6 protein-coding genes are annotated in these 13,094 nt (G+C 51.1%); 2 read left to right on the forward strand and 4 right to left on the reverse strand.

The features are described from left to right. Nucleotides 1-58: 58 nt before the first annotated feature. The 4 genes from EL628_RS03195 to EL628_RS03210 are packed head-to-tail and all read right to left on the reverse strand — an operon-like array spanning nucleotide 59 to nucleotide 6,753. On the reverse strand, nucleotides 59-1,411 hold the full coding sequence (locus tag EL628_RS03195; protein WP_126578353.1) for a hypothetical protein: 1,353 nt from the start codon (nucleotides 1,409-1,411) through the stop codon (nucleotides 59-61). A gap of 34 nt (nucleotides 1,412-1,445) precedes the next feature. Beyond that, nucleotides 1,446-2,333, reverse strand: coding sequence for a hypothetical protein (locus tag EL628_RS03200; RefSeq protein WP_126578354.1), 888 nt, complete (start codon nucleotides 2,331-2,333; stop codon nucleotides 1,446-1,448). An 11-nt stretch (nucleotides 2,334-2,344) separates the two neighbouring features. Next, the gene (locus EL628_RS03205) at nucleotides 2,345-4,267 is read right to left on the reverse strand and encodes a cyclic nucleotide-binding domain-containing protein (protein WP_245993976.1); all 1,923 of its coding nucleotides are present in this window, start codon (nucleotides 4,265-4,267) and stop codon (nucleotides 2,345-2,347) included. A 59-nt stretch (nucleotides 4,268-4,326) separates the two neighbouring features. Further along, nucleotides 4,327-6,753: an FAD-dependent oxidoreductase gene (locus tag EL628_RS03210; protein ID WP_126578356.1), complete on the reverse strand. Its 2,427-nt coding sequence runs from the start codon at nucleotides 6,751-6,753 to the stop codon at nucleotides 4,327-4,329. 582 nt (nucleotides 6,754-7,335) lie between these two features. On the opposite strand from EL628_RS03210, the gene EL628_RS03215 reads away from it, so the two are divergent. Next, nucleotides 7,336-10,830: a DNA polymerase III subunit alpha gene (locus tag EL628_RS03215; protein WP_126578357.1), complete on the forward strand. Its 3,495-nt coding sequence runs from the start codon at nucleotides 7,336-7,338 to the stop codon at nucleotides 10,828-10,830. Between the two features lie 171 nt (nucleotides 10,831-11,001). Further along, nucleotides 11,002-12,984, forward strand: a complete 1,983-nt coding sequence (locus tag EL628_RS03220) for a PrsW family glutamic-type intramembrane protease (protein ID WP_126578358.1) — start codon at nucleotides 11,002-11,004, stop codon at nucleotides 12,982-12,984. Nucleotides 12,985-13,094: the final 110 nt, after the last annotated feature.

Raw genomic sequence — 13,094 nt, forward strand, 5'->3', positions numbered from 1 at the left:
ATGTCTAGGAGCATTGAACCCCTTATTGGGGCAATCGAAAATCCTGCTTCACATGATACTAATGCATATCAGGTACAAAGGTCAATGTAGCCATAGACTGACCCTCGTGATAGAGAGAGATTATACCAGCAGTGTGTTGATCCCCATTCATGATTGAACTGGCTAGCTGACTGATCTCTTGAATTTTGGTGTGATTGGTTGGATCAGTCAGGAGACTCTGTGCATCCTGATCTATAGTATTAAACCATTTCTTAAGCTGATCTGTCCCCTGGATGATCTTCTGAGCATGAGTGCGGATCGTATCCGTTGCATCTGATTGGGTCGCGGCCAGCGAGGCATGCATGGCTACCATTGAGAGATAGCCCTCACCTCCCTGCCCCAGTAGTCCAAAACCATCGCCCCTACTGGCCTGCACACAGGATGGTGGGAGTGAATGGAAATGTGCTCCATCAGTACCTTCTAGAAGATTCAGCAGACTTTGCGCATTGCAGAGCGTCTCTTCTCGCTTCCCTTCGCTATTCTTTAACGATTGGGCCTGAGCCTGTACCTGTTGCCCCTGATCACGCAGGCCGACCAGCAAGCCAACATTCCCGGGCGTTGTAGCGAAGCTGACAAGTAGATGCTTAATATGGAGAAAGGCCAGCTCTGGATAACTGGCGGTCAGAAGCACCTTGCCTGCTGGCAGGGTCGCGCTCCCTGTCTCCTGCGTAATCTCAAACTTATTGCCGCTTCCCAGCAGATTGGTCCCAGAATGGTGAAAGACAAGGACATAGCCAGGTGTAGCAGACTGCTCAACCTTAGTGAGGGTGCCCAGGGCCGTAGTCTGCTCTACGCGTTCATCGACAAGCCAGGCGGCGTAATGAGAGCCACTGGGAGGAGCGGCCAGCCCACTCAGCGTCAGAGTCAGTCCGCCACTATCGCTCTGGCTGGCAGAGCTATCAGAAAACGTAATGTTGCCAGTGGCATGCGCTGGATCAGAGCTAAGGTGCTTGTTTTGTAGTAAAGTGATGGCCCCAATTGCAATGCCCAGAAGAAGTACAATCAGCATAAATGTGAGCAGTGACAGCGATTTATGTCGAAAGCGAGAGGAGTGTGGCTGACGAAACGGAAGGGCCAGATGGGGTAAGGTTAAAGACTTCCGTCTACCCGGCAGCGGAATGGGGGTCTTAGGATAGATCTGTGTATAGGGCTTATCGGCCTGAAAGGGCAGAACCTGTTCTTCAGGAAACGGCAGCGGACGCTCTTCATTCTCAGCTTGCTCCAGCCAGGGAGCCTCCAAACGCGACAGTCTGTCCGGTTGCGGCGCAAAAGCCACCATCACTGGACGGCCAGGTTGAGTAAACTGCTTGCCACATTGACCACAATAGACAGACTCATCTTCCGTTGGTGCTTTACATTTTGAGCATTGCATGTGCTAATCCCTTCAATATTTTCATGCGGTATCTTTACTGTGGTGTAATGATGTGCCAGACATTTGCAAGAAGCTCCATAATCGCATGATAGCTGATAATCACGACAGCCAGACTTGCAAGCACCATATGCACCGTTCTCCAGATCTTCATAATCTGGCGTGCCCTTCTCTGTTTGTGGAGCGAGATCACCAGAGCGCTCCTCTGAATGATAATTTCATAGCTGCGCTGGAAATCGACCCGCTCAGCAACACCAATCGGATGGATGGCCTCGGTTAGCTTGAGCAGCGGCTGCCCGCTCTGTAAGGCCGACTGGCAAAATTGTTTAAAGGTGGCTGATTTTCCAGCACACAGGCGTTCAATCGTATATTCTAGTTCCGTGATGCGCGCTTCTAGCGCCCCAACGATGCCAACGCCATTACTGCTTGCTTCATGAGCGATCAAGCGCGTCTGCCAGCTATCCAGAAGGCGTCCAGTGATGCCACTGATGACCAGAAAGACCAGACTATACAGCGCGCTGGGAGCCCAGTAGGTATCGGTCAGGCAATTCAAATTCTGGCAATAATCATGAGTAATATAGGCGTAATTGTCATGAAGGAAGGCAATCAGAATAGTGCTTATGCCCAGCCAGATATGCATCCAGAGCCAGTTTTGGACCTTACCAGGAAGGGCCCGCACAAAGCGACGGCGCAATGTATAGCTGCCAGTCCCCAACACGAGCCCAAACGCAATGATGCCAAAGAGCCGCAGTGGATCGTTCAGCGGACCAGGATAGTCCTGCGTCCTGAGCGCATAGCTATACCAGATATACAATGCCCCATAAAGAGCTATGCTGGCGGCCAGCCAGTACCAACGTGCAGATGTAGCAGGTACCCGCCAGACGCGCCGTAAGCCTGTGCCCGGACGTTTAGACATCATCGCCATCTGATTTATTCCTATCTAGCGCGCTTGCGCAAAATTTGTTCAGTTGAGCCAAAGAAGGTGACGGGATTGACGCGAATAGCTGCTCCGGTGGGGCAGGCCTCTACGCAGGCTTGATTGTTATAGCCCGCACAGAGATCACACTTGATGGCGATCTTTTTGCGCATCACGCTCAATGCATCGACCGCTGCTGGCTTATTCAGTGGGCCGGGATCAAGTGGGGTCTTTGCCATTGGCAGAGGTTTGCCCGCTCGACTGGACTTTTTCTCGCCGAGGAAAAAGCGGCTGAACTGCTGCCAGCTTTTCTGCTCGGACTGCTCGGCTCTGTCAGATAGCTCAACGATAGAGATGTTATCGTAGGGGCAGCGTTCGGCGCAGATGCCACAACCGATGCAGCTCTCGGTGATATAGACCTCTCCTCCAGGCATACGGGCAATTCCAGCGCGACTACACAGCATACAGACGGGGTCCTGACATTGGCGACAGGCTGTTGCGATACTGATATTGCCAACGACCATGCCCGTACGATTCATTCGCGAATGTCCATGGCGGCGCTCGCAGGCCTCTTCACATTCATTGCAATGAATGCATTTATCAAGATCGATGACGAGCACATCGGTTCCTTCGACAACGCCATCGCTGACAAGTGAATGCAATCCAGCGCGTGCCTCAGCGGCGGATAACGTATTGATATTTCTGAGATCAAAGGGCTCGAACACGCCGCTATGGGCCGCCTCTTTTGCCTGTTTATAGCCATGGAGCCGCTCTTGAAAGCGCTGAAGTACCTCTGGATAGTATTGAAAGAGCTGCATCAGAAGGTCACGCTCAAACTCGGCGATCTCTGCACGTGTAATGGTTGCAACTGTGACGGCCTTGCGATCTCCCAACATGTCCAGTCCACCCACAAAGTAATCGCCACTCTGGCGGTAGGCAATAATGCGCTCGCTCCCTTTCTCGCGTCCTGTTCCGGCCAGTGTACGCCGCCCCACACGGACAAAGCCATCGAGGATCAGATGGAGCGATTCGTGTACCTGGCGACCTTCTTCGCTAAAAAGCTGCTCATCGCGTGCATAGCGTTTAATCCTGGCCAGCTGTGCCAGTTGCTCCAGATCGTTTTCGGAGACGCCTTGAAAGAGAGGGAGACGTTGCAGCATGGTCTGAACCAGTCTGCGAGCATGAAGCTGCTCAAAAAAATCTTTGACGGCTGGTACGATCTCGATAAGATGCTGCATCACCTGCTCGGGTACTTTTAGTGCCAGGAGCTCGGATTGCGCCAGGACCGTTACCGGGCGCGGTTGACCATTGAGCATCCCTTGCTCGCCAATATATTCGCCACGCCGTAGAACACCAAGCACCATCTCTTTCCCGTCTGGCCCCTGGGAGGAGAGCTGGCAGAGCCCATCCAGAACGAAATAGAGCTCGCGCCCAAACTCACCTTCGCGAAAAAGTAGCTCCCCCGGCTGGATCTGCACGATGCTGGATGAGGCCACCAGATGGAGCAGATAATTATTTGCAACCAGACGTTCGTCGCGGAAGAGCGCCTGCTCGCGCAGCCGTTGCAGCATGTGAGGGGTACTCCAGCCATTGGGAAGCTGATTTAAAACGCGATGCATCTCAACTTTTTCTTCCCAACGCAGTCCCAACCGCTTTTTCAATGAGAGCATTAATAGATCGCGGTGATTGTCAACCGGGCAGACGGGAACACATGAGCCACACATCACACATTCATCGGTGAAACGTGCGACCGAATCTGGTAGCGCTGGCGAGATCGTTGCCATATTGAGCTCAGCAATGGTGAGCGTATCAGCACTGGGAAGTGGGCAGGCGCGTAAACAGCGGTCACAGCCAATGCACATGTTTATCTCAAATTGGATCTCATCAGCGCTCAATGGACGGATATCCGCCCTGTGCGTAACACTGATGAGAGATTCATTCATTCCCTCTTTTACCTGCATGGAATCTTCCCATCTGCTAGCTGTTGGATGACAGTAAAAGCTTACGAAGTCTGATGTAACAGCCTGCTACAGCTTGCACAAAAGCGGGCAATCGGCATATTTACGACCCCGCAATAGCGGCAGATCACCATCTGTTGAACGATGTCTGGTGCGGCAGCTTGCGGAACTGGCGCAGAGACGAGGGCTGCCGTAGGGATCGAGCCAGCCCTGGTACCTGTGTTGCGAGTGGTCTCTTTAAAGGGGATCAGCAGCTTTTCAGTCTGCTCTTTTCCTGCCTGGAGATCCACAAACAGCATCGTTGTACAGCCAAGCATAATCTGATCGCCATGAACAAGCCGCTGAGGAGCCTGAATGCGGATCTGATTGACCATCACGCCATTACTACTGTTCAGATCCCGAATGTAGAGACCTCCATCTGGACCGGGAGCGATCTCAGCATGGCGGCGCGAGGCCACTCCATCCAGCAGCTCAATATCATTTCCCGTCTCTCGTCCCAGCGTACTCTTTTTTCCTGCCTTTAATAGATGTACTTTAGGGGCCTGCTTACTGCCAGCTTCTGGAAAAATAATCAGCGCAGGCACTTCTTTAAAGGTGGCTACAACCTGTGCTGGCAGCGCTTGTTTAGAGCCTGGCGGCAGAAGTGAGCCATCTTGATTTAGAACAGGGCGACCCGCAGAAAGAGCCTGCTTGAGATCTGGCGTACGATGTAAGATGGTGTCGCTCAAGGGATCACTGGGGACTGCTCTCACAGCCCGAGACTGAACCGGCAGCGGAGTCCGTTGTAGAAAGCGGAAATGAGCATGCAATCCAATACGGATCTCATCCTGCTGGCTCAAAAGATATGGCTGCTGCTTGACCAGCCGCGTGCCATTGAGATAGGTCCCGTTGCTACTGCCTAGATCGTAAAGGAGATACTTGTCCTCATAATGCTGGATCTCCGCGTGTTGACGCGAAACAGTAGGCTCATCAATCAGCAGGTGAACGCCAGCCTGCCGACCAATCAGCGTTGACGCATTCTGGTACAGAACCATTTCCGGGAGATGCAGATCAGTCGCATCGGGCAATTGCACCAGAAGCGCTTCACCGGGTCCCAACGAAGCTTGTGCCTTATCCATGATCTCCTCTAACGTCTTCACTGTGGGTCCACTGACCTCTGTGGCTCTTCTCTGTGCTGGCTCACTGACGCCATTCAGCCGATTTGCCCCCAACAAAGGAGGCGGAACCCCTTTCTGATCCAGCCATTCTCCAAGCTGAAAGTCTTCAGCCAGTAATTGCTCTCGTACTGACCCCAGATTGACCTGATGATCGATAGCTCGCTTAAAAGCCAGTGCCTGCCGCCGATCGCCTACAAACAGGAAGCCGACGGCATAATCATCCTTTAAGAGCACCTTGCGATAACTTTTTGGCTGTGGATCGGCCACCAGGGCCTCATATCCAGAGAGATTGGTCTTACCTGCCGCAGCAAAGTGGAGCTTATACAGGCAAGTTGCATTATAGAAATTTTGGATAGCAAAAGGGTGCTGCGTATCAAGAATAGTAAGCATGCTATAGGCTGCTGCTCTTGCCTGCTGGATGGCGGGATACCACTGCCCAATGACGCGGGTGCGTTTGGTATGTGTATCTACCGTCTCAACGATATCGCCAGCGGCATAGATATCCTGGGCGCTTGTCTGCATATGTTGATCGACATGGACGCCCCGCCAGCAGCTCACTGAACTATGGCGCAAAAAGCCGATATTGGGCTCGACGCCAATGGCGAGAAGGAGTAGATCGCAGGGATAGCTATTGCCACGGCGTGTCACCACATGGGTAATCTCGCCGTGATCGCCCTCAATTTTTACAATCTCTTCATCAAGATGGACCGCAACACCATCGCGCTGAACCTGCTGTAGAACCAGATCGGAGGCTGTTTCATCCAGCACCTCGGACCAGAGTCGTTGCCCTCGAACCAGATGGGTCACGGGATGCTGACGCTGGCGTAGCGTCTCAACGGTCTCGAGGGCAAGGGTTCCACCACCACAGACAATAATATGCTGAGCAAGCGGAAGGCGCTCCACAATAGCCTGATAGTCCGCGACAGTGCGGAGTGTAAAGACGCCCTGAAGATCAGCCCCGGGACAATTCAAACGTACAGCATGACTTCCACCCGCCAGTAACAACTTTCGATAGTGGACCTGCGAGCCGCTCTCCAGTTGAACTAAATGTTGCTGTGCCTGAACGCCGACGACCTTCGCGGGTAGAAAATGGATCTTGTGCTCCTGGTAAAAATTGTCGGGTCGTGCCCAGAGCTTCTCCTCTGTAATCCGTCCAGCCAGATAATCCTTCAAGGCAGGCCGATAATAAACAGGAAAAGGCTCATCTGCAATAATGCCAATTGTGGCAGTTGGATCCTCTACACGTAAAATCTCGGCGGCTGTAATACCAGCTATGCCATTGCCAATAATGAGATATGTTATTTTTTCAACCATAGTCAGGTGCGCTCATCTTACTGCGCACCGTCCCCCTCTCTCCACGCTCAAGTTCTCAAGCCCCAAAACAGCATGAGCCACAGCCAGTCAGCATAGTTCTCGTTCTCTAAAAATACAGCTTCTTTATAATGAAGTATACATGATGCATGCCAATATGCTCATATGTGCCCCTACTCTTTTCCTATTTCCCCCACACGTCCATCGTCATGGCGTGTGCTTCATGAAAATGACATACCAGGACCTCAGTCGTGCCTATCTTCATCTATGGTAACTAAAAGCGTGCGGGGTGCAAATACAGCAAGAGGGGCTCTCACCCCCTCACTATGGCTATAGATGCTCCCGGCAGTCATCCTGGCTGCGGAACGAGATGAGCTTCAGGGGATCAGGTCAAACAGCCCGATGGTCATAGGACAGTGGTAATGTTCTGCGAAAAAGCTTGTAAAGAAGAGGTACAATAAGGAAGAACTAAGTTTCTTATCAACTATCTACCAATGCCGATGGGCCTTACCCTCTCTACTACTGGCCAGAACCGACGATAATTGGCACTCAACACTTTAATGAAAATGATGATGGAGGATTTCTATGGGGGCAGATTTTGCGCACCTGCATGTACATACCGAATACTCGCTACTGGATGGTTTTAGCCGCATTAAAAAGCTGGTGAAACAATCTAAAGAGCTTGGTATGAATCATCTGGCCATTACAGATCATGGTGCAATGTATGGGGCATTAGAGTTTTATAAAGAGTGCAAAAAGGGTGGGGTCAATCCGATTCTGGGCGTGGAAAGTTACCTGGTGGCTGATCATAAGGATAAACCTCGTTTTAAGCAGGGAGATAAGCGTTATTATCATCTCTTACTGTTGGCGAAGAACAACCAGGGATATCGTAATCTCATGAAGATGATGACCCTTGCCAATACTGATGGTATGCATGCCAACCGCGCTCGTATCGATAAAGGGCTCCTTGCACAATATGGCGAAGGTATTATCGCAACATCTTCCTGTCTGGGTGGAGAGATCCCTCAACTATTGATAGAGGGGAAGACAGAAGAGGCCTATCAGGCGGCTCGCTGGTTTCGTGACACGCTGGGTCCAGAGAACTTTTATCTAGAGATCCAGGATCATGATGGCTATCCAGAGCAGTTGCCGGTTAATCAGCACTTATTTCAGATGAGTAAAGACCTGAAGATGCCCCTGATCGCTACGAATGACCTGCACTATGTCAATGACCATGATGCCCATGCACACGAGATCCTGCTCTGTGTCCAGACGCAGAACGCGCTGAGCAATCCTAAGCGCTTTAAATTTGAGAGCAATGAGTTCTTTTTGCGCAGCCCCGAACAGATGAGCCGCCTCTTCCCAGATCTCCCCGATGCTCTTCTGAATACCGTACGCCTGGCAGAGCAATGTGAGGTCGATCCATTTGCTTACAAAGCCCGCCTGCCCGATGTCGAGATTCCACCTCAGTATTCCACCCCGGATGAATACCTCTATGCACTCTGTGAAGAAGGCATTCGCTATCGCTATGGAGAGATGACCGATCCCATCAAGCGCCAGTTAGACTATGAATTGAGCATCATTATTCAGAAGGGGTTTGTCGCATACTTCCTGGTGGTCGCTGATTATGTGGGTTGGGCCCGCAACAATGGCATTCGCTGTCTGGCCAGGGGCTCGGCTGCTGGAAGCGTCGTCGCCTATTCGTTAGGTATTACCAATGTCGACCCATTGCGCTACCATCTCTTATTTGAACGCTTCCTCAATCCTGAGCGCGACGATATGCCCGATATCGATATGGACTTTCCGGATGATCGGCGTGAAGAAGTTATCTCTTATTTAGCTCAGAAGTATGGGCATGAGTGTGTAGCGCAGATGGCAACCTTTATGACGATGGCTGCCAAGGGAGCTGTTCGTGATGTGGCCCGGGTTCTGGAGAAACAGACGCTGGGCGATCGGATTACCCGTATGATCCCGACAGGCCCTAAAGTTACATTGCAGGGATCACTGGATTCGGTCAAAGAGCTATCCGACCTGCGTGAACATGACTCTGAAGCCAGAGAACTGCTGGATTTAGCCTTAGAGCTAGAGGGATCAGTTCGTGGTACCGGCGTTCATGCGGCTGGCGTCCTGGTTGCCAATGAGGCGCTGTATAACTTTGTGCCGCTCCAGATTCGTGAGGGCCGTTACTCTACCCAATATGAGCATGCGCATCTGGAAGAGATTGGCCTGATCAAATACGATATTCTGGGCCTGGCCAACTTAACGATTATCGATAATGCCCTCAAATTTATCAAGGCCTCGCGTGGAGAAGAGATTAATCTAGAGAAACTGCCTCTGGACCCGGTTCCCGACGATGAAGAGCAGAACAAAAGGAGACAAAAAGCCTTTGATCTGCTGGCGGCTGGCGAAACAACGGGCGTCTTCCAGTTAGAAAGTGCAAAGATGCGTGAGTACATTAAAATGCTCAAGCCAACCTGCATCGAAGACGTAACCGCCATGGTCGCACTCTACCGGCCTGGTCCGATGGATAGTATTCCTGACTTTGTTGACGCCAAACATGGTCGCAAAAAAGTAACGTATCTGGACCCACGGCTGGAAGAATGGCTGGCAGAATCCTATGGCATTATCGTTTATCAGGACCAGGTGCTGCTGATCGCCGTCAATCTGGCCGGCTTCTCCTGGGGAAAAGTGAATAAGTTCCGTAAGGCCCTCAGTAAAAAAATCATGAGCGAAGTTGAAGGGTATCGCGGTGATTTTATCAAGGGCTGTGTCAAAAATGGCGTCAAGCAAGAGGTAGCGGAAGAGCTCTTTACCCTTGTGCTTCCCTTTGGTGGCTATGGTTTTAATAAAGCGCACGCCGCCAGCTATGCAGTCGTTGCCTTTTATACAGCGTACCTCAAGGCCAACTATACAGCCGAATTTATGGCAGCAACGATGACCGCAGTCGCATCAGATTCGGTTAAGATCGCCAATGCGGTAACCGAATGTAAGCGCATGGGCGTGGAGGTGCATGGGCCAGATGTCAATAAGAGTGATCGTGGTTTCACAGTTGAGAATAACGAGATCCGCTTTGGTCTTCTAGCGATTAAAGGCGTGGGCGATGGTCCAATTAACGAGATTGTTCGAGCCCGTGAGGAGAGCCCTTTCAAATCTCTGGCAGATTTCTGCACCCGTGTTGACCCTAAATCGGTCGGCAAAGGGGCCATTGAGACGCTGATCAAGGCCGGTGCGCTTGACTCACTTGCCGATGGCAAACGCCACCAGTTGCTCGATTCCGTTGAGCGGGCCATGAACTTTGGTAAGAGTGAGCGCTCAGCCAGGGAACGAGGTATGATGAGCCTCTTTGGTGATCTGGAAGAGGTCAGCAGTGCACTGGAGTTTGCACTCAACCACGATGCCAGAGAGATTCCACGTCAGCAGTTGCTTGCCTGGGAGAAAGAGCTGATTGGTATCTATATCTCAAAGCATCCGCTCTCCTATTTAAGCGATCTCTTCAAGGGCCGTGTGACGCATACTACAGTAGAGATTACAGCCGAGTTAGATAAAAAGAAGGTCGTCCTGGGCGGCAGTATTAAAGAGGCTCGTAAGATTACAACGAAGAAAGGCGATACCATGTGTGTCTTCCAACTGGAAGATGTAGATGGAACAATTGGGATTACTGTCTTCCCCCGCGCCTATGAAGAGAATAGCGAGCTCTTCGTTGATGGTACTATCGTGATCATCGGCGGAGAGGTACAGATTCGCCGTGACGAGCCGGGCATTCTTTGCAACACCATCTCGCCCGTCAAAGCAGTCGAGGAAGAGATGAACCGCAAGGCCTATCAGCTCTGGCTCAATGTGCAGTTGAGCGGCAGCGATGAGATCTCCGTCTCTAACGATATTATGAAGATTCAAGATATCCATCGCTACTTAAACGAGCGTCCAGGCCGCGATCATTATGAGATTATTGTCTCTAACGGCGAATGGAAGGCCCGGCTGACTCCCAGCGACAACACCATTAACTATTGTCCAGAACTGATGACAAAGCTGGAACGCACTCTCGGTTCAGGGATGATTCAGGTGTATGAGATGGATCGCTAACAACATTGCCATCCCGACACTATGAGAAGCGCTTCTTTTATTTTTGCAATTTTGACACTGCTAAAAATTATCGCTATACTACACAGAAACCTTAGCTTGAGCTCGTACGTATACAGTTTATAGCAGTACATGTATTGATATAATATTTTGCATCAAAGAAGGTTTAACATAGTGTCTTCTGAATATTTGGGCCCAGGACCGGACCCTAACACACGTGAGCTGTCATCCCCATCCAATGATATTGGACAGGATGAACAGCTTACATCTCAAACGGTGCGCAGAGAGGAACCCATTGAAGAGCTGTCTGTGCCCTCTTCTGAGCTTGAAACAGTTCAGCAAGCAGAAACAGTTCAGCAGCCAGAGCAGATCGTTCAGCAGCCTGCTCCTCCAGTATCTAGCTATCCACCACCGCCCTCCTTTTATATGCCACCAGCTCAGCCGGTTCCACCGTCTTATTATGGAGCTCAACCTCAGCCAGCCCAGCCACAGCCCCAGTATCCAGGCTACTATCCTAATGGACAACCAGCGCCACAGCCCCAGTATCCAGGCTACTATCCTAATGGACAACCAGCGCCACAGCCCCAGCATTCGGGCTATTATCCCAATGGACAGCCAGCGCCACAGCCCCAGCACCCGGGCCATTATCCCAACGGACAGCCAGTGCCACAGCCCCAGCACCCGGGCTATTATCCCGACGGACAGCCAGTGCCACAGCCCCAGCACCCGGGCCATTATCCCAATGGACAGCCAGCGCCGCAGCCCTATTATCCGGGCTACTATCCCAACGGACAGCCAGTGCCACCATATGCAGGTCAGTATCCTGACGGACAGTCATATACAGTCCCCCCAGGCTACTATCCGCCACAGGCTTATATGCCAGCGCCTCGCTATGCTTATCCACAGAAGCCCAGACGGGATACCTACCTGTTTGTCATTGGAATCATTGCCTTTGCAGCCTCAATGATCGTGCTGTTAACCGGCATGGTCTGTGCCTTGATTGCCTTGATTGAAGCGATTATACCTTCAGAGAGTGTAAAGGCCAGCGCACAATTTAGTGGCGTTGTCCTTTTTGTAGCGCTTGCTACCGCTGGTCTGGTTGGTGGTGGATTTAGCTGCTACCATAGTGCTCGTTCGCTTTTCTGGCGTAAGCCTTCAGCCTCTTTAAAGCTACCAACCTTCTGGATCTTTTTTGGTGCTTACATCATATTAGTTACCATTGGCTTTATTATTCGCGATAATAATGACACCTTTGCCATTCAGCCCTTAATTGTCAGCCTGATCATGCTGGCTGGACTCTTGCCAGCGCTGGCAGTCTTCTCTCTGGCAGTGCGGCGGCTCCGCAAGCGTAGCGATGTCACCAGAGCGACAACCTGGCGGCGTTTTACATTATCCATTGTCAGTGGAGCGACATTTGGCATTCTGATCGCTTTAATTCTCGAGCTTATCTTAACGCTTGTCGCGGCTGTCGAGTTTCGACTTAGCTTGAGTAGCTTATTCTTAACTGATCCTAATGCCCCCTTGCCAACCGATCCCACTGGCATCATCTTCACGTTCTTCCTGGCTTCAGTGATTGCGCCCCTTGTGGAAGAGGCCGTGAAACCGCTAGCCGTGGTTGTCCTGATCAGACGTATTAATAGTGCAGCCGAAGCGTTTATACTTGGTATGGCCTGTGGCATTGGCTTTGACCTTGTCGAGACCTCAAGCTATATTAGTCAGGGCTATCATAACTGGCTTGATATTGCTCTGGAGCGTAGTTCGGCTGGTTTATTACATGGCTTTGGGGCCGGCATGGTCGCTCTGGGCTGGTACTTTCTCACTCATCGTGACTCAATTCGCAATCACATCTGGGTTGGAATCGGCTGTGGAGCTTATGCAGTGCTACAACATGCCATCTGGAATGGCTCCAGCATGCTGGCATTATTGCCCGATCCAGTTGGACCATACCTTGATAGCGGCGTGATCAATATCGGTAGCTACCCAATGCCCTCCTTGCTGCTCGTTTATATTGCCGAGACGATTCTCATGCTCGTCTTCTTCTTCTATGTTACCAGACAACTGAGGAAACTCACTGTCAGGAAGGCTGCTGAAAACAGCACACAGAACAAACAAGAAGTGCCAGTAGAGATCGACTCATCAGCGGCTCATGGAGCCTGATACTCTATCTGATACTTTAAAAGGATAGAGTTGGATCTATGGATTGGCGATCGTCGAGTTTGATTATTGTTTATAATTAATGGTAGCATAGGTAGAACAGTAGAATATTG

It is taken from the genome of Tengunoibacter tsumagoiensis (genome assembly GCF_003967535.1).
Classification (GTDB): Bacteria; Chloroflexota; Ktedonobacteria; order Ktedonobacterales; family Ktedonobacteraceae; genus Tengunoibacter; species Tengunoibacter tsumagoiensis.

Bases quoted from the DNA above. Each gene is read 5' to 3' on its own strand.
- EL628_RS03195 (WP_126578353.1), bottom strand. From the start codon at position 1,411: ATGCAATGCTCAAAATGTAAAGCACCAACGGAAGATGAGTCTGTCTAT.
- EL628_RS03200 (WP_126578354.1), bottom strand. From the start codon at position 2,333: ATGGCGATGATGTCTAAACGTCCGGGCACAGGCTTACGGCGCGTCTGG.
- EL628_RS03205 (WP_245993976.1), bottom strand. From the start codon at position 4,267: ATGAATGAATCTCTCATCAGTGTTACGCACAGGGCGGATATCCGTCCA.
- EL628_RS03210 (WP_126578356.1), bottom strand. From the start codon at position 6,753: ATGGTTGAAAAAATAACATATCTCATTATTGGCAATGGCATAGCTGGT.
- EL628_RS03215 (WP_126578357.1), top strand. From the start codon at position 7,336: ATGGGGGCAGATTTTGCGCACCTGCATGTACATACCGAATACTCGCTA.